The 16235-nt window shown below is 63.1% G+C and carries 18 protein-coding genes; 11 read left to right on the forward strand and 7 right to left on the reverse strand.

The window, feature by feature from the left end; all coding sequences use genetic code 11:
• The 4 genes from ABF648_RS10220 to ABF648_RS10235 all read left to right on the forward strand — a co-directional run.
• Positions 1–350: hypothetical protein (locus ABF648_RS10220; RefSeq protein WP_415632175.1), on the forward strand; the 350-nt coding region annotated here is incomplete at its 5' end.
• On the forward strand, positions 347–1135 hold the full coding sequence (locus tag ABF648_RS10225; protein WP_415632176.1) for an ABC transporter permease: 789 nt from the start codon (positions 347–349) through the stop codon (positions 1133–1135). The genes ABF648_RS10220 and ABF648_RS10225, both read left to right, overlap by 4 nt.
• A gap of 419 nt (positions 1136–1554) precedes the next feature.
• Complete coding sequence (locus tag ABF648_RS10230) at positions 1555–2223, forward strand: ferredoxin--NADP reductase (protein ID WP_415632177.1); 669 nt, start codon at positions 1555–1557, stop codon at positions 2221–2223.
• A 69-nt stretch (positions 2224–2292) separates the two neighbouring features.
• Positions 2293–3333, forward strand: a complete 1041-nt coding sequence (locus tag ABF648_RS10235; RefSeq protein WP_415632178.1) for a D-alanine--D-alanine ligase family protein — start codon at positions 2293–2295, stop codon at positions 3331–3333.
• 119 nt (positions 3334–3452) lie between these two features.
• On the opposite strand, the gene ABF648_RS10240 is transcribed toward ABF648_RS10235, so the two are convergent.
• Entirely contained in the window at positions 3453–4268 is an 816-nt protein-coding gene (locus ABF648_RS10240; protein WP_415632179.1) for a hypothetical protein, read from the reverse strand.
• 304 nt (positions 4269–4572) lie between these two features.
• Here ABF648_RS10240 and ABF648_RS10245 point away from each other — a divergent pair, with 304 nt between their 5' ends.
• Positions 4573–4998, forward strand: a complete 426-nt coding sequence (locus ABF648_RS10245) for a pyridoxamine 5'-phosphate oxidase family protein (RefSeq protein WP_415632180.1) — start codon at positions 4573–4575, stop codon at positions 4996–4998.
• Between the two features lie 144 nt (positions 4999–5142).
• The gene (locus ABF648_RS10250; RefSeq protein ID WP_415632181.1) at positions 5143–5421 is read left to right on the forward strand and encodes a hypothetical protein; all 279 of its coding nucleotides are present in this window, start codon (positions 5143–5145) and stop codon (positions 5419–5421) included.
• 49 nt (positions 5422–5470) lie between these two features.
• On the opposite strand, the gene ABF648_RS10255 is transcribed toward ABF648_RS10250, so the two are convergent.
• The 4 genes from ABF648_RS10255 to ABF648_RS10270 form a co-directional block, all read right to left on the reverse strand.
• Positions 5471–5776, reverse strand: coding sequence for a glycosyltransferase (locus ABF648_RS10255; protein WP_415632182.1), 306 nt, complete (start codon positions 5774–5776; stop codon positions 5471–5473).
• Positions 5777–6069: 293 nt separating this feature from the next.
• The gene (locus ABF648_RS10260) at positions 6070–6456 is read right to left on the reverse strand and encodes a glycosyltransferase (RefSeq protein ID WP_415632183.1); all 387 of its coding nucleotides are present in this window, start codon (positions 6454–6456) and stop codon (positions 6070–6072) included.
• Positions 6428–8821 carry a polysaccharide biosynthesis tyrosine autokinase gene (locus ABF648_RS10265; protein WP_415632184.1) on the reverse strand — a complete coding sequence of 798 codons (2394 nt, stop codon included), beginning with the start codon at positions 8819–8821 and terminating at the stop codon, positions 6428–6430. Before ABF648_RS10265 ends, ABF648_RS10260 begins: the two co-directional genes overlap by 29 nt.
• Before the next feature lie 330 nt (positions 8822–9151).
• The gene (locus tag ABF648_RS10270) at positions 9152–9310 is read right to left on the reverse strand and encodes a hypothetical protein (RefSeq protein WP_415632185.1); all 159 of its coding nucleotides are present in this window, start codon (positions 9308–9310) and stop codon (positions 9152–9154) included.
• Positions 9311–9772: 462 nt separating this feature from the next.
• On the opposite strand from ABF648_RS10270, the gene ABF648_RS10275 reads away from it, so the two are divergent.
• Complete coding sequence (locus ABF648_RS10275; RefSeq protein WP_415632186.1) at positions 9773–10315, forward strand: NAD-dependent epimerase/dehydratase family protein; 543 nt, start codon at positions 9773–9775, stop codon at positions 10313–10315.
• 113 nt (positions 10316–10428) lie between these two features.
• Here ABF648_RS10275 and ABF648_RS10280 read toward each other — a convergent pair whose 3' ends face one another.
• On the reverse strand, positions 10429–10863 hold the full coding sequence (locus ABF648_RS10280; RefSeq protein WP_415632187.1) for a pyrimidine dimer DNA glycosylase/endonuclease V: 435 nt from the start codon (positions 10861–10863) through the stop codon (positions 10429–10431).
• 148 nt (positions 10864–11011) lie between these two features.
• Between ABF648_RS10280 and ABF648_RS10285 the strand changes: the two genes are divergently transcribed.
• Positions 11012–13192 carry a heavy metal translocating P-type ATPase gene (locus ABF648_RS10285; protein WP_415632188.1) on the forward strand — a complete coding sequence of 727 codons (2181 nt, stop codon included), beginning with the start codon at positions 11012–11014 and terminating at the stop codon, positions 13190–13192.
• On the opposite strand, the gene ABF648_RS10290 is transcribed toward ABF648_RS10285, so the two are convergent.
• The gene (locus tag ABF648_RS10290) at positions 13135–13392 is read right to left on the reverse strand and encodes a hypothetical protein (protein WP_415632189.1); all 258 of its coding nucleotides are present in this window, start codon (positions 13390–13392) and stop codon (positions 13135–13137) included. The genes ABF648_RS10285 and ABF648_RS10290 overlap by 58 nt on opposite strands.
• A 330-nt stretch (positions 13393–13722) precedes the next feature.
• On the opposite strand from ABF648_RS10290, the gene ABF648_RS10295 reads away from it, so the two are divergent.
• The 3 genes from ABF648_RS10295 (at position 13723) to ABF648_RS10305 (ending at position 16175) form a co-directional block, all read left to right on the forward strand.
• Complete coding sequence (locus ABF648_RS10295) at positions 13723–14103, forward strand: hypothetical protein (protein WP_039910888.1); 381 nt, start codon at positions 13723–13725, stop codon at positions 14101–14103.
• 429 nt (positions 14104–14532) lie between these two features.
• Positions 14533–14826, forward strand: a complete 294-nt coding sequence (locus ABF648_RS10300; RefSeq protein ID WP_224209233.1) for a sulfate permease — start codon at positions 14533–14535, stop codon at positions 14824–14826.
• Positions 14827–14927: 101 nt separating this feature from the next.
• Entirely contained in the window at positions 14928–16175 is a 1248-nt protein-coding gene (locus ABF648_RS10305) for a helix-turn-helix domain-containing protein (RefSeq protein ID WP_025402418.1), read from the forward strand.
• Positions 16176–16235 lie beyond the last annotated feature (60 nt).

The following is a 16235-nucleotide window of genomic DNA, read 5'->3' on the forward strand; positions in this document are numbered from 1 at the left end:
CACCCCTGAGCGACCGCGGGGTGGTGATCGGCACGGCGCGCACGCTCGCCGAGGGGCCGATTCACGAACTGGGCGGTCCGCAGGCGCGCAGCCCGCTGGTGGCCTGGACGGACGCCGACGGCCCGAACCTGGAGCGCACCGAGACCCCGACCGCGCTGGTCGCCGACCTGTACCGCCGCGGCGGGGAGCTGCACGACCTGGAGGTGCGCACCCCCAGTCTGGAGGACGTCTACCTCAGCATCGTGGGGGTCGCGACAGCACCCGTGCCCGCCGGACCCGCCGACCCGCCATCCGGCACCCCGGCACGCACGTCGGCGCCCGCCGCCGCGCGGACGGGGGTGTCGCGATGACCGCACTGCGCACCGGCCTGAGCCGGGCCGTGTTCGAGACCCGCACCTATTTCCGCCGCGGGGATCAGGTGTTCTTCACCTTCCTGTTTCCAGTGATGATGCTGGTGATCTTCGCCACCGCGTTCAGCTCGCAGGACTTCGGTCCGAATATGACCGCGGCCGCGTTCTACCTGCCCGGGATGATCGCGGCGGGCCTGCTCACCACCGGGGTGCAGCACCTGGCCGTCGACATCGCCGGCGAGCGCGGCGACGGCACGCTGAAGCGGCTGGCCGGCACCCCGCTGTCGCCGTCGGCGTACTTCGTGGGCAAGATCGCGCAGTCGGCGATCACCGGGGCGCTGCAGACGGCCCTGCTGCTGGCCGTGGCGCGGTTCGCCTTCGGTGTGGACCTGCCCGCATCCGCGTCGGCGGGGCGCACCTTCGCCGGGGGCTGGGCGCTGGGGCTGGTCACCTGCGTCCTGCTGGGCATCGCCCTGGCGCAGCTGCCGCGCAGCGCGAAGAGCGCGAGCGCGGTGGTGATGCCGATCGTGCTGGTGCTGCAGTTCATCTCAGGGGTGTACCTGCCGTTCTCGCAGCTGCCCGCCTGGCTGCAGCATGTGGCCGCAGTGTTTCCGCTGAAGTGGCTGGCGCAGGGGATGCGTGCGGTGTTTCTGCCCGATTCCTACGCGCAGTTGGAGCCCGGCAGTGCTTGGAATCTCGGCGGGACGGCGATCGCCCTGACGATCTGGCTGGCGGCCGGATTCGTCGTCGTGCGGCTCGTATTCCGCTGGAGACGCCAGAATTAGCCCCGTGTCCGCTTCTGCGTCTGTTTTCCTCTCCAGCCGCCATCTCTGGTGGGATGTGGCCGTCACGGGGACCGCCGCGGCCTGCGGCGTCATCGTGGCCGCGCAGGCCGGCCCGGAGCGGGTCGGCGGGCTGCTGGCCCTGTGCGGCCTCCTCCCAGCCGGGGTGGCCTGCGGGCGCGGGGGGCTGCGGCCCGCCACCCCCCCGGCCCGGGGGGCCCCCCGCGGGTCGGCAGGGGGCGCCCCCCCGGCGTCTGTGCGTTCAGGGTCCTGGTCTCCGCACCGTCTGCTCCTACGATGGGCCTGGGCCGCCCGATGACCCTGGGTCAACGGCCGAGCTCGATCGCGAGTTTCGGTGGTCGCGGGACCAGCCCTGATCAGGGGTGGTGCGTGGTGCACCTACACGGGAGAGGGGAATTCCAATGGCAGTCTTGAAGTTCTTGGGTGCCGAGGATGAGATCGGAAACATCCGCACCTTCAGTCTTGAATCAGATGATCGCTCGTGGGTGCCTGGGCAATATCAGAAATACGTGTTGGATCAGGTTGATGGCGACGACGATGCCAGGACACGCTTCTTCACCATCGCTTCCGCGCCCAGCGAAAATGTCATCAAGATCACCACTCGCGTCTCGGACTCCGGCTTCAAGCAGGCGCTCAACGCCTTGAAGCCAGGTGACTCGATCACGGTGGAGGAGGTCGACGGGGACTTCATCTGGGACGAGGACAAGCCGGTGGTGCTGGTGGCCGCCGGGATCGGCGTCACGCCCTATCGTGCCTTCTTCGCCGACAGGGTGGCCAATTCCAGGCCCATCCCGGCACATCTGCTGTATTTCGGGCGTGACAATGACTTTGCCTTCGAGGCGGAGTTCGACAAGATCGCTGCGGAGCACCCGGAACTGACCATTGAGTACATCGTCGGGGAACAGGTCAGCGCGGAGAACATCATCGCCAGGGCACCGGAGTCGTCCGAAGAGGTTGTCTACCTCTCGGGCCCTGAAACCATGGTGGACGCCGTCGGCGAAGACCTCACCTCCCACAATGTCGAGGTCAGGCAGGACTGGTTCCCCGGATACACCGACGAGAGTTACTGATTCACTGCCAAGTGTGCGATTATCCCCGAGGACAGACACCGGCTATCTGGATTCGGGAAGAGAACACTGATGGGCAAATTGAAGGTAGGAGTCATTTTCGGTGGTGTTGCCGAGGAGCATCCCATCTCGATCAAATCTGCAGTGCAGATCGAGGAGAGTCTCGACACCGAGAAGTACGATCCCGTCTGGATCGGCGTCACCAAATCCGGCGAGTGGAAGCTGTGCGAAGGGCCTGGTTCGGCCTGGGAGACCGACGATTCCCCGACCGCCATCCTGTCCCCTGACACCGGCACGCACGGGCTTCTCGTGCTGCACGAGGACCGCCACGAGGTCATTCCGCTCGACCTGATCTTCCCGGTTCTGCACGGCGAACAGGGCGAAGACGGCGCAATGCAGGGTCTGTTCGAGCTGTCCGGAATTCCCTACATCGGCTGCGGCATCGCGGCTTCGGCGCTGTGCAACGACAAGTCGCTCGCCTACACCGTGGTGCGGGAGTCAGGGGTCGCCACTCCCGAGTTCTGGGTCGTTCACCCCGGCGATGATGTGGACACCAGCCAGTTCAGCTATCCGGTGTTCGTGAAGCCGGCTCGTTCGGGTTCATCCTTCGGGATCTCCAAGGTCGCCCAGGCCGACGAGTTCCCAGCTGCGCTGGAAGAAGCCCGTCGCTACGATTCCAAGGTGCTCATCGAGGAGGCCATCGTCGGCTCCGAGATCGGCTGCTCGGTGCTGGGCACCGGCAAAGACCTGTTCGTCGGTGAGGCGGACCACGTGGTCGTCACATCGGGCTTCTTCAGGATTCACCAGGAGAGCACTCCCGAGAAGGGTTCGGAGAACTCTCACTTCGTCGTGCCTGCCGACATCTCCGCCGAAGCGACCCAGCTGGTCAAGGAAACCGCCAAGACCATCTTCAGCGCCCTGGGCTGCTACGGCATCGCACGTGTGGACATGTTCGTGACCCCTGAGGGCAAAGTCGTGCTCAATGAGGTCAACACCCTGCCGGGATTGACCTCCTACAGCCGTTACCCGCGGATGATGGCCGCAGCTGGTGTGTCGCTCTCGGAGTTGATCGACCGCCTCGTCCGGGTGACGCTGGACGGCCCCAGCCGCTGAGCTTCGGCACACTGTCTGCCACGGCGCCGAGGTGTCCCGTGGTTCTGCCACAGGCATGGTGCGGCTACGGGCGATGTGCGGGTACGGGGAGCGGCCGATTTGCCATCCGGGTTCCCCGTTCAGGGATTCAGCATGGCGGGCTGACCGCCGATCCCGGCCAAGAACCAGACGATGATGACGATCTCGCAGAGCAGGACAGTCGCTGTGGCGGTCCGGCGCATGATCGGTGACCTGAATGTCGTAAGAAAACCAAGGCACAGCGCCACCAGCGGGAGAACCCCGTAGGCGGTGCGGAATGCGACGGGCTGCACAATCAGCACCTGGGCGAGCCAGGCGACCACCGATATCACACCCACGAGGACGAGCAGGATGAAAATCGGAGTATCGAGCTCATGGCGGCCACGCAATACCAGCAGGGCCGAGCCCATGGCAATGCCGGCCGCAAAGATGAGCGTGCACAGATCTATTGCGGCTGGCGCCGCAATGATATTTCTGACGTATTCGGTGGGAAGAATCAAATAAGTCAGTACAGACTTGACGAGGAAACCGGCTCCGAGTTCGACGTGCGGAAAAGCGACGCCGGTCCGCGCCACCGCAGATTGTCCGGTGAGATCTCCATAGTGGTGCAGATTGCGCACGAACCACCAGCCCGAGACAACAATCGCGGCGATGGCTGTGCATACGGACTTTCCCCACTGCCGGCGAAACAACAGCCACAGGCATACGCCGATCAGCACCGGTAGCGTGGACACCTTGGTGAGAATGGCGGCGACGAGCACCGGTGGCCGCCCGTGATGAGCGATGTATTGCACGACCGACCAGTGCGAGGGTTCGTCATATGGCAGCCCGGCGGGCACCATGAGGACGAACAAAATCCCTGCGACAAGCGCGGCAGCCATCAACACTGCCAGCAGGGAACGTGGCGGTGTGATCATGGGAGCACCTTTGGCCATCTGAGTACCTTCCGTCCTGGGAGTACCCTTGGCGAGGCATCGGATCGGATGGGCCCACGACCGCGGGCCCTCGGATGGCAAAGAACCATAGATCACTGTCATTCACGCCGAGGTGTTTTCAGCTGTCTGCCAATTCGGTCAAGAAATTTGTCGAGAGCCGGGATCAGTACTCGGTATTAATTCCGCGGCATCGGGGGGATGGCGTGATCGTGGTGTCATCCTCGCCGTCGGACATGAGGCGGCGCCCACAAGGAACTTTGATCACGCCGAGGTTTAGGCTGAGGTCATGAGCGAAGATTTCAGTCAAGATGATTTCGTGGCATATGTCCGAAACGCCGGGCAGGCAGTCATTTCCACCATCGACGCCGTACGCGGTCCTGAGGCCGCATTGGTGAGCCTGGTCGTGAAGGACAATGGTGACATCTGCTTCCACAGCGATCCGCACACCAGGAAGGTGGCCAATCTTGAGGCTGACCCGCGGATTGCCCTGCTCATCGGCTGGTCGGACCGCACCTGCCTCCAGGTGGAAGGTGTTGCGGACATCCTGACTGGGGCTGAGCGGAAGGAATTCGTGGCACTGTTCGAGGCGAAGTCCGGCCATCCGGTCGCCGACGAGCTGAAACTCATCCGAACCAAGCCTTCCTGGGTGCGTCACTGCGACGCCCGTACGATGCCCGCGAAGATGACGGAATTCGACTTCGATCGAAGGTGAATGACGGGCAGGTCCTGGCTCAAGCGCTCTGCGGGTTTTTCGACTAAGAAAATGCCGAGGTTCTCAGGCCATAATGATGAATTCCGTGGACGCTGAGAAGCGAAGGGTACCTTGTCGAAAGGAATCCACGACGGCAGGACTCCAATGGGGCAGATCAGAGAAACCTTGAAGGGCTTTGCTCCACTGCCTGCCGTCAATAGTGTTCGCTGGAGCCGCGATGTCTGGGGAGACTTGCAGTTCCGTCTGTTGTCAGAAATCGGCTTCTTCCCATCGCATCATGTCCGCAAAGCCGTGTATCGCCGAGCCGGCATGAAACTCGACGAAACATCGAGCATCCACTGGCGGGCAGAGTTCCATGCGCCGGGGTGCAAAGAGATCGGGCCCTACTGCACCACCGGTGATTCGGCGTTCCTTGATGGATGATCCAGGCTGAAATCGGGATGTCGGTGAATCTCGGCAGCCATGTGTCCGTCTACACACGCCGGCGAGAACTATCCCGATGGAGCTTCTCGTAGCATTCGGCGACCCGGCTGAGTGAGAAGTCATCGGCGCGAGTGAGGCCTGCCTGCGACATGGCGCTCAGCTTGTCAGGCTCGCTGAGCACATCGATCAGGGCCTGGCCCAGCTCGCCAAGCTCTGCCAGCACCCCACAACGGCCCTCATCGGTGACATATCGTGCCCCGATATTGGGGGTCGACACCACGGGAATCCCCGACACCATCGCCTCCGCGTAGGGAATGCCGAATCCCTCGTAGCTCGAGGCAGGCAGAAGACCCATGCCGTGGCATAGGCCTCGGCAAGTTCCTCGTCGGGCAGCGCGGGCTTCACCGATGCCGAGAAGATCCTGGCCAGATCTGCGCCGCGCTTGCGGCCATTCCAGGTGCCGACGAACAGCACAGTCGAATGCTCGTTCTTTGCACCCTCGCGCGGGTGCAAACGTCCGGTGTCCACACCATTGGGGACACCCATGGCGTCCACCGCAAGGTCGCAGGGGGACCGCAACGGTCTCGTCGGCCACCAAAGAAACCAGCACCTCCGACAAACCCAGCAGCACCATCCTTGACTTCTCCTTCACACCTGGGATGCGAAAGCCTCCTCGAAGCAGGACCCGTGCAGCTTCCTGATGTGCCGCGGCGCACGCCGGCGCCACAGCCAATAGTCATCACCGTGCGCGTGCAGCACGTCGTAGCTGCTGAAGTCGACCGTGCGCAGTGAAGTGGCGAATCGGAATGTCCGCATCGGGCCGGTGAGCCGGATATGCCGGTGCCCGTTCAGCGCACCCTGCACTGGTGGGCTTTCGCTGAAAACATCCACCGTGTGCCCACGCCTGACGTATTCGTTCGCCAACTCATGCACCCGGTAATCCAGCCGATCTTGCTGCCGCTGGGCAGGTAGTACGAGATCATCGCGATCCCCAGCGGACCTTCCTTCATGACTGGGCACTTCCTTCCAGGCCATCGCGCAAGGCTTCGAGCCAGCCACGCCCGAATCTGAGATCGGGTTCCAGATGATTGTCCTCGGCCCATTCGTTCCAGGATTTGATCCACAGGAACCGCTCCTGGAGAGGCCGGGCAGCCACAGACGCCACCGCGGCGCTGACATTGCGACGGAATTTCTCAGGCGTCGCACCGGTGACCACGAGACCTCCCCGCTGTGATCGAGGGGTGTTGTCCCAGTTCGGGTAGACGCACGGTTGGATGTGCGGCCCCGCGAGGGCATCGTCCATGACGTGGTCGTTGTAGCCGAAGATTTCCGGGCCACCGAGAGTCTTCCTGATGGCGCGCATTCTCAGGACGCTCGCCCGGGTGCGCACAGCCGGAATGCGCATGTACACGCTGGCGTCGAAGCCATCCTGATCACCGGTGGCATAGCGGACATTGCCGTTCATGTCGCTCATCTCGGCCACGAGGTACAAGCCGCTCAGTCCCGCCCGACGGGCCATCTCCTGCCAGCGGTCCACGAACTCGTGCGCACTGGGCAAGTCCTCCGGCCGGAAGACGTAGAACACTGGACGGTCGTCCACGCGAAGGTAGCGCTCGTCACGGAAAGCCGGCAGAATCGTCGCGAAGTGCGCTGCCTCGTCGTCTGGGCCGGGGTACTGCTGCTCGCACAGAATGCGATCCCGTGCCCCGTGCCAGATTCCGCTCCACGTCTGGTTCGCCCATGCCAGGCAGAAGGAGATCTCAGGGGATCCGGAATGCAGCACCTCCCGGAACGGCCGGTCGAGGATGCGTTTGCCGTGGCCGAACCAGTAGTGCCAGTAGGCGAAGGCCTCGACGCCGAAGCTGCGTGCCATATCGCTCTGCGCCTGCCGGGTCTCCGGCACTCGCAGATCGTAGAAACCCATTTCGGAGCTGTCGACCATGGGCACGATGTGCGTGGTGCGTCGGTTGGAGACGATCCCGAGGACGCAGGTCCCTTGCGCAAGAAGCAGCTGCACCCGGGTGCCCAGCTCACGACGATTGGTCCATCCCGGCGAGGCAACGACCACAGTCGCGTCCGCTGCGCCAGCGACAAGTGCCGCATCGGTGAGGTCGCTGACAGGAGGGGTGTCGACGATCACGACGTCGGCAAGCCCTGCCAGGTTCGCGAGGGTCCTCTTGAAGTCATCATGGGCAAGCAGATCTGCTGGGTCGTCTTCACCGGTTGTGCAGGGAAGGATCTTCAGGTTCTCGACGGATGTTGACATGAGAAGTTCCGGCAGCGCCTGCGGATCGGCCGACATTGCGCTGACAAGGGAATTGTTGCGTGGAGACAGACCGAAGACCTTCCAGATCCAGGGCCTGCGGAGATTTGCGTCGACCAAGATGACGGTGTGGGAGCTGCGGGCCCAGGTGATGGCGAGATGAGAGGCAACGAAGGTTTTCCCGTCTCCCACAGCCGTTCCGGTGACGGCAAGCACCGAGTGCGGGGCAATTGAGGTTTGCAGGGTTGTCCGGAGTGAAGAGACGGCAGCTGTGAGATTCGGCAGGATCGATTCCAACAGGATCGCGGGGAACGGACCACGTGCATGGTCGATCCTGGGCAGCTCGCCGATGACACTGGCTCCTGCCAGTGTCGCGATGTCATCGCCCTGGCGGAGCCCGTCATCGAACTGATCACGCGCGAGCGCAAGACCCGAGCCGGCGATGATGCCGCTGGCCAGGGCGATGAGGAGAACGAGGAGCAGCTGTTGACCTTCCTGCTCACCAGGCTGCGCGGGATTGAGAAGTTGTGCAGGTGGGCCGGCCGCGTGAATGGTATCGACCTCGAGTTGCAGTTGCGTCAGCTCATTGCTGGTACGGGTGAACTCGTAATTGCTCCGGACGTCGGAGCGGTTCGTCTGCATGACCGTGAGGGCCTGCAGTTGAGTCTGGCGAAGGGAGTCCTGCTGTTCTCCGAAGGTGCGCAGGGCCGATGCCACTTGGTCGTTGAGGTGTGCGAGGTACGCATTGGCGGCTGCGTTGGCAATTCGTTGCGCGCGTTCAGGAACGGTGGCAGTGGCCGTGACATTCATTCCGCTGTTGGCGGGTCCTTCCAAGATTTCGACGTTCAACGCGGAACTCAATTGTGATTCTGTGAAGCCGGTATTCTGTGCGGCCACCCTGAGGATCTCGGGGGAGGTCACCGCATCAGCACTGAGGCTGAGTGAAACCGACGCATAACCTTCGCCACCATCAATGACCGACGAGGCGGCTGGACTGAACCCGAGCTGGGCCGTCGAACTGAACACAGCCGGGCGAGCCGCATAGACGAAAATGGCCGAGCCAAGAACCAGGAGCGTGATGATGAGCACCAAGGTACGTTGACGCCAGACTGCGCCAACCGCCTGCCGTGCGCTCATGGAGACCCCCTGGGGCAGCCGTGGGATGCCCTGAGTCTAGAACTTCTCCGGCCAAGATCAGGTTCTTCGCTTGTGGCTGATTCGTACACAGACGAAGGCTGCACATCAGCATTTCTTGCGATATTCAAGTGGCAGACCTTGACGTGAAGAGTCCTGCCGGAGGGTCCGGCTGCTGTTCCGAGAAACCCCGTGTGCAACGTCATATTCCGGCAGCAGATCCTGTTGTGCTGAGTGGCGGGACGTTGCGACGACCTGTTTCGCATCTCAGGATCCCCCGTCGATGAGAGGCCACGAGGAGTCCTCAGAACTGGCAAACACGGCTGCCTGGGTTCATGCGACCATGGCCTCGTCGCGGTCATGCGTGGCACGGGCCAGGGCTGCCAGTCCGATGTCGGTGCAGGACTCAATGGGTGTGGTCCTTCCATGGGTTTGGCACTTCCCACCGTTCGCGCTTTCGATCTCGTCGAGCAGATCGTCATCTGTGCACATCGTCATCACCTTCCACCTCAGATATTTCGTGAGCTTTCACCGCAAGGAAGACCTGGGTGGAGCCGTTGACGCCAATCTCCAGAGCCTTCACGTTGTGGGCTGGGTGATGTGCTGTCGTTCCGCACGACTGACCCACTCGTCATCCTGCGCGAGGTCACCGGCAGGACCAGACTTACGCCTGAGGCATTGCAGGTCTGGCGCGACCGGTTGATCTCGAAATCGCCAGCCGACCGGGGCGAGATCCTCAACTGTCTTGCGCCAACCGTGATGGCTACCCAGACCCAACCACGTCCTCGGCCGCCGCGGTGATCGCCGAGGACGGCCACAAGGCTCCAATGAATCCGGGCTGGCGCGCACTCCGAACGGCCATGGGGTGCCACATGTGGACGACTCCCTGCTGGAACACACACCGACTAGGTTCTCTTTAGCTGCAATCACGACGAACAACGTGGAGGGACGGATATGACGACAGTTGTGCTGGTCGGAGGCAACGGGTACATCGGCCGGGAGATCACCCAACAGTGGCTGGAACGCGATCCGAAAGCGGAGTTCTACGTGACAAGTCGTACCGATCGCCATGTGGTCGAGGATCCTCGTGTCCACCACGTGCAGGTCAATCCCGAGGACGCCGCAGCCTTCGAACAAGCCCTTCCGGAGTCGGCCGACTATGTCGTCAATCTCACGTACGGTTCTGTGGCTGTACTGAACAGCCTGCGTATCTATGCCGAGAGGCATGGTGCCCAGGCCATAGGCAACATCAATGCCGTCGCCACGACTCCCGGTTTCGAAGACTTCGTCGCCATGAAGAAGGCCGAGCTCGAATACCTGCGCAAGAGCGATGTCCGGGTGGCCAATGTGGACCTCACTGCGGCATATGGTGCCGGTCGCGATGACGAGCTCGCGGCAAGGATCAAGTCCGGTGCTCTCGACGACCAGTCGCCGGTCCATGTCGAGATCGTCGCCTGCCTCCTGATCGACCGGCTGCTGCGGGAGTGGGCCGAATAACCCCATCTGAGGTTGCTTCGGGACACGCGCTTGCGCTTCAACGTGGCAATCCACTGGTGGCCTTCGGGAATTGGACCGCGGGCGGGGAACACGCTGCAGTCAATCCATGGGCGTCAGGAGCTTGTCCGTTCCCAACTCTCGATCGGGCCCGGTATGGGCCGGAACAGCGGGTGCGGCTCTGGCACAGCATCCCGCCAGCGGACGGCGAGTTCCGGACTTCGCTGGGCGAGCTTCGCCTGAAGGTGTTGCCACTCGTAGGCCATTTGTCCCTCGGTCACGGTGATTCGTTCATGTGCCCGGGTCTCGAGATCGATTCGTGACCGATCGAAGCGATATTCCCGCGCGTCGGCCTCATCGGCCAGCCCCATGAGATATGCGCCAATGGCGGCGATGGGATCACTCTGCGCGCGGAAGCGAAGCAGCTGAGGATGCCGGGTGTAGCCACGCGTGCGTCCGGCCAACACGGCCTGGGCAAGAAGCGACTCCCGCCAGCAGGCCACCAGCCCGGTCCTGTCCAGGAACCGGGGATGTAAAGACCAGATCCGCATGCCTCGCCCCAGTTCCTTCCAGAAGGTCCCCAACTCCAGTCTGGCGCAGACGTCATCCGGGTATCGAGAAGCCCGCCCTTGGGATATACCCCCTGGGGGTATATCCTTCACGGAATCCCCACCCGCGAAGGAGCTGGATGAGATGCCCATGGATCACATGACTCACCCGGCCACGAGCCACGACAGGCTGTCGGGAAATGGCCCTCCGATGGCCCACCACGAAGTCCACATGCACGCACATCCCGCTGGGCAGGCCGGCAACCATGACCACGGGCATTCAGGCCATCATGTGGGGCAATTCCGTCGCTTGTTCTGGACCATGCTCGTCATCGCGATCCCGGTGATCGGGTTCAACGACATGTTCGCCCACCTGCTCGGCTACCATCTCCCAGATGCCGCCTGGGTGTGGTGGGTTTCGCCGATTCTCGGCACTGCCCTCTACCTGTGGGGCGGACGACCCTTCCTCACAGGCGCGGTCACTGAGATCCGCAACCGCAATCCGGGCATGATGCTGTTGATCGGGCTCGCCATCACGGTCGCGTTCGTCGCGTCGTGGGGCGCCTCCCTGCACTTGCTGGATCACGAACTGAACTTCTGGTGGGAACTGGCGCTGCTCGTAGTCATCATGTTGCTGGGCCATTGGACCGAAATGCGCTCACTGGCCCAGACCACCTCAGCCCTGGATTCTCTGACTGCGCTGCTGCCCGATGAGGCCGAGAAGCTTGTCGGTGGTGAGGTGGTGAAGGTCGCCCCAGCCGACCTGGAGATCGGTGCCATCGTGGTCGTCCGGCCGGGTTCTGCTGTGCCTGCCGACGGCAGGATCGTCGAGGGCAGTGCGTCGATGGATGAGTCCATGGTCACCGGCGAGTCCAGGACTGTCCGCCGCACGGTGGGGGACCATGTGGTAGCCGGAACAGTGGCCACCGATTCGGGATTGCGCGCTGAGGTGACCGCCGTCGGCGATGACACCGCGCTGGCGGGCATTCAGAAACTCGTCGCCGACGCCCAGGCGTCGTCCTCGCGGGCCCAGCGCATCGCCGACATCGCGGCAGGCTGGTTGTTCTGGTTCGCCTTGGCGTCCGCAGCGATCACCGCTGTGGTGTGGACGCTGGTCGGCATGCCCGACTTGGCCGTGGTGCGCACCATCACCGTGCTCGTGATCGCCTGCCCCCATGCGCTGGGCCTGGCGATCCCCCTTGTCGTGGCCATTGCCACTGAAAGGGCCGCCCGGGGCGGCGTGCTCATCAAGGATCGTCTGGCCCTGGAATCCATGCGCACCGTCGGCGTCGTGCTGTTCGACAAGACCGGCACTCTCACCAAGGGTGAGCCCACTGTCACCGGCATCGAGACGGCGCCGAATCGTGGCGAAGACGAGGTGCTCGCATTGGCCGCTGCAGCCGAGGCCGACAGCGAGCATCCTCTCGCCAGGGCCATCGTCGGTGCGGCGACAGATCGCGACTTGACGGTGCCGAATGCGAGTGCTTTCTCGTCGTCACCGGCTGTGGGTGTGAAGGCGGTTGTGGAGCGTGTCGTCGTTGAGGTCGGTGGCCCATATCTGCTCGAAAGCCACGGACTCGGTGAGCTCGCCATTGCCGATTCGTGGCGGGGCGAGGGCGCCATCATCCTGCATGTGCTTGCCGATGGGCAGGTCATCGGGGCCCTGCGTCTGGCGGACGAGATCCGCCCGGAGTCCGCCGAGGCCGTCGATGCTCTACAGGCCCTGGGTGTTGAGGTGGTCATGGTCACCGGTGACGCTCAGGCTGTTGCCGATACGGTCGCGAACCAGCTCGGCATCAACCGTGTCTTCGCAGGAGTCAAGCCCGAGGACAAGGGTGCCACGGTGTCTGCGCTTCAGCACGATGGAGTGGGGGTGGCAATGGTCGGGGACGGTGTGAACGATGCCCCTGCGCTTGCCCAGGCTGACGTCGGCATCGCGATCGGTGCGGGCACTGACGTCGCCATTGGGTCGGCAGGGGTCATTCTCGTCTCGTCGGATCCCCGCTCGGTGCTGTCGGTCTTCGAGCTGTCCCGTGCCAGCTACCGCAAGATGAAGCAGAATTTGTGGTGGGCGGCCGGGTACAACCTCATCTCCGTGCCACTCGCTGCCGGTGTTCTGGTGCCCATCGGCTTTGTGCTGCCGATGAGCATCGGAGCGATCCTGATGTCCTTCTCCACGCTGGTGGTCGCGCTGAATGCCCAGCTCTTGCGTCGCCTTGACCTCGGCCCGGCGGCCAGTACCGCCAAGATCCTCGAACATGGGGCAGAGCGAGATCAGGCTTCTGCGGCTGTGCCCGAGGATTCGAGGGTGGGGGAGAGCTCGACGAGGTAGGCCGGTGCTCGTTGGCCACGCCTGCTCCAGGGATCGAGCAGCTGGACGTTGCTCCTGTGGAGGACATGATCCTTGCCCACCACGAACTGAGCGTGCCCCCCGCTGGGCGAAGTGGGACAAGGAGAATCAAGCAGGGCCGCCGCACCGTCGCCCAGCGGTAGTTGATTCTGGAGCAGGTGGTGCAGAGCGGTGCTGGCCACGCCCAAAACATGAAGGTGCGTCCGATTGATGCGGTGGACATTTTCGTCTACCTCGTGGTTCTGGGCGCATTCATCCAATTGCTGCCTCCCCACCCTCGGTTGAACGGTGAGGAAAGTGTCCACCTGTCGCCCGCATTATGTGGTCGACTGCTGATGTCGGAGTGGCATCGAGACCCACGAAGACGAAAAAGCGGCGATACGACACACCAAGCCGCTCGCCGCATTCATTCCCGCACCGGCCAAAGAAGATTCAAGAGTTCTGGTACGGCTTCACTTGTGGACCTACGGGGACTGTTTTCGAAACTTGCCCCGCGGCTCCGACGTGCACTGATGGTCGTTCGATCGGTCCGGCGACGTCCGATCGGGGGCGAGGCGCGCTCGTTCCGTGAGACGCACCAAGTTATTCAGCCGAGTGAGCGACTACTTGCAGCGGCTGAGGTTCGGTACGCCGAGGGGGCCAAGCTCAGGGACCTCGCACCGGAACTTGGCGTCAGCCGAGTCCGGCTCGCCGACCTACTCCGTCTGCGAGGCGTACGAATCCGCAATGCCTCTCCGACGCCCGACGAGATCACGGAGATGGCACGCCGCTATGAGTCCGGTGAGTCGCTGGAGCAAATCGGAGGGCGTCTCGGGTTCAACGGCGGCACCGTGCGAAACCACCTGACGGCCTGCGGCGTCGCCATGCGCGACTCGCACGGGCGCCCCAGGTAGGACGCTGGCCCTGTCAAAATGGAAGGGTATAGGACCGCGCCTCAATCATCGGGCGGGTCATCCTCTTCGAGCGGGAGGCTTGGAAGCTCTCTTTATAGCGTGGGCACAACCTGGGCGCGTTGCTCGTACCACTGCGCGACCTCTTCGGTCCGCCCCCGTGTCTGGAACCAGGAGGCATCCCGGTCCGACAACTGCGGTGGCTCCCGCGCTGCCGTTGCCATGCCAGGTCTTCCCGACACTCGGTGCTCGCGGTAGAATGGTACCGGCGATCTTCATCAGCTTGCCCCGCCGCTGGATGCGGTGGGACGGCGAGCCTCTCGGCTGGCCGATCCTCTTTATCCTTGTCGCCCAGACTCGGAGAGGACTGTCGCCGTGCTTCGACTGATCTGGACTGTTAGCGTCCGCGTGAGAACCATCATGCGTCGGTACATGCCGACCAACATCGCGCTCGATGCGCTCCGCTCGCGCCGCGGCCTCAAGTGGGGCATCCCAGCCATGCTCCTCGCGATCCCATACCTCTACGCCGCATCGCTCCTCATGGCACTTATACACGGCGGAGCGCCCAGATGGCTCTTCGCCGTCACTGTCATCTTGATTTGGGACTCATTCAAATTCATCGCTATGGGACCGGTCAGCCTCGTGGCGCTGCTCCGCGTCCGCGCCGCGGAGTCCCGTGAGCGTCGAGCACTCCGGCGCCCTGTCGGCCCACTCGTCCGCTTGTAGGGCAAGATCTTTGCCCAGCGAAGTGAGCCTGAGCGCGCTTTGGGAGCCTCATATGGCCTCGGGCCCAGCGCCGTGTCGGTGGTCAGATCTACGCTTGGCCTATGAGCTTCACTGCCCTCCATCGCGTCCTCGGCGTCGGACCCAGTCCAGTCACGGACGAGCTGCTCAGCGCGGCAGTCACACTGGGTGCAACCGAGTCGGACGACCTGGACTGGAAGTCGGAACTCCCTCCGCAGAAGGGGCTACCTCAAACGGATTTTCCGAAAGATGTCGCCGCCATGGCGAACAGTGGGGGCGGAGTCATCGTCTTCGGAGTAACTGAGTCCCAGAAGGCCGCGACGGCGCGCGTCGACGTTGGAAACTTCGACGAAGGATACGAGCGCACGCTTCGTAGCGCTGCGATCACAGCGATTACCCCACCTGTCTTCGGCTTGAACGTGGTCCGGCTGTGTTCGCCTGACGACAAGCATGCCGTCGTAGTAGAGGTGCCCGCGAGCGTCGATGGGCCACACCTCATCTACAAGGGTGACTACTTCGGCGCGCCAGTCCGGAACGACGCCGACACGGTGTGGATGAAAGAACGCCAGATCGAAGCGATGTACCGTGCCCGCTTCGACGAGCGTCGCCACGCCACCGAGGCCCTCGACAAGCTATATGTGGAAGCAGCAGGTGGACGAGACGCAGGGACGCGCGCTTGGCTGATCGCTGTTGCCCACCCGCGCCTCCCGCGCGTCGGGGGTCGCCTCAAACGCGACGAAGCTCGCGAAATTCTTACGAAGACCGAGAGCCTTGCACTCCACTATGCCGGTCGCGGCGGCATTCATCCGCTGGAGAGTGTTGACCGCTTCAACCCACGCCCAGGCCTGCGCAGATGGCAGGCCGTCAATACCGCTACTAGCGAGGGCTCGTCGTGGAAGGAATCTTGGATGAGCATCCATCATGACGGATCAGTGACCCTCGCATCTGCCGTCGGTGGACACCGCATGAGTAGCGACGGTTACTTCGACGGCTGGCACGTTCAATCCGCAGCGATTGAGTGCGCTGTGGCCGATTTCATGGCACTCGTTCGCAGGACCGCAGAGGCGACTGGAGGTGAGGAGTACGACATCCGGGTTGGAATCGATTGGACTGGCGAACAACAGCTGATGATCTCAACGGTCGACAATTTCGGATTTCACTTTGATGGTTCATCTGTCCCGCTCAGTAGGTACACGCCAGTTGAAGCCACAGTGAACGCAGCAGAGTCTGACCTCGACTTCTACTGGCGCGTGCACGATCTCGCGGAGGACTGCATCAATCAGGGCGGCATCTCCAACTTACAGATGATCCATCCGTCAGATCACGACTAGTCGGGCTGGGCCGCCCCCTTCATTCGGTCCGGTCGCTGTGCGAGTCGTCGGTTTCCGATT

This window comes from Propionibacterium sp. (genome assembly GCF_047719395.1).
In the GTDB taxonomy this organism is placed as follows: domain Bacteria; phylum Actinomycetota; class Actinomycetes; order Propionibacteriales; family Propionibacteriaceae; genus Propionibacterium.

Excerpts from the sequence above, each read along its gene's own strand:
- ABF648_RS10225 (WP_415632176.1), top strand. The coding sequence starts at position 347 with ATGACCGCACTGCGCACCGGCCTGAGCCGGGCCGTGTTCGAGACCCGC.
- ABF648_RS10230 (WP_415632177.1), top strand. The coding sequence starts at position 1,555 with ATGGCAGTCTTGAAGTTCTTGGGTGCCGAGGATGAGATCGGAAACATC.
- ABF648_RS10235 (WP_415632178.1), top strand. The coding sequence starts at position 2,293 with ATGGGCAAATTGAAGGTAGGAGTCATTTTCGGTGGTGTTGCCGAGGAG.
- ABF648_RS10240 (WP_415632179.1), bottom strand. The coding sequence starts at position 4,268 with ATGATCACACCGCCACGTTCCCTGCTGGCAGTGTTGATGGCTGCCGCG.
- ABF648_RS10245 (WP_415632180.1), top strand. The coding sequence starts at position 4,573 with ATGAGCGAAGATTTCAGTCAAGATGATTTCGTGGCATATGTCCGAAAC.
- ABF648_RS10250 (WP_415632181.1), top strand. The coding sequence starts at position 5,143 with ATGGGGCAGATCAGAGAAACCTTGAAGGGCTTTGCTCCACTGCCTGCC.
- ABF648_RS10255 (WP_415632182.1), bottom strand. The coding sequence starts at position 5,776 with ATGGGTCTTCTGCCTGCCTCGAGCTACGAGGGATTCGGCATTCCCTAC.
- ABF648_RS10260 (WP_415632183.1), bottom strand. The coding sequence starts at position 6,456 with ATGGCCTGGAAGGAAGTGCCCAGTCATGAAGGAAGGTCCGCTGGGGAT.
- ABF648_RS10265 (WP_415632184.1), bottom strand. The coding sequence starts at position 8,821 with ATGAGCGCACGGCAGGCGGTTGGCGCAGTCTGGCGTCAACGTACCTTG.
- ABF648_RS10270 (WP_415632185.1), bottom strand. The coding sequence starts at position 9,310 with ATGTGCACAGATGACGATCTGCTCGACGAGATCGAAAGCGCGAACGGT.
- ABF648_RS10275 (WP_415632186.1), top strand. The coding sequence starts at position 9,773 with ATGACGACAGTTGTGCTGGTCGGAGGCAACGGGTACATCGGCCGGGAG.
- ABF648_RS10280 (WP_415632187.1), bottom strand. The coding sequence starts at position 10,863 with ATGCGGATCTGGTCTTTACATCCCCGGTTCCTGGACAGGACCGGGCTG.
- ABF648_RS10285 (WP_415632188.1), top strand. The coding sequence starts at position 11,012 with ATGGATCACATGACTCACCCGGCCACGAGCCACGACAGGCTGTCGGGA.
- ABF648_RS10295 (WP_039910888.1), top strand. The coding sequence starts at position 13,723 with ATGGTCGTTCGATCGGTCCGGCGACGTCCGATCGGGGGCGAGGCGCGC.
- ABF648_RS10300 (WP_224209233.1), top strand. The coding sequence starts at position 14,533 with ATGCCGACCAACATCGCGCTCGATGCGCTCCGCTCGCGCCGCGGCCTC.
- ABF648_RS10305 (WP_025402418.1), top strand. The coding sequence starts at position 14,928 with ATGAGCTTCACTGCCCTCCATCGCGTCCTCGGCGTCGGACCCAGTCCA.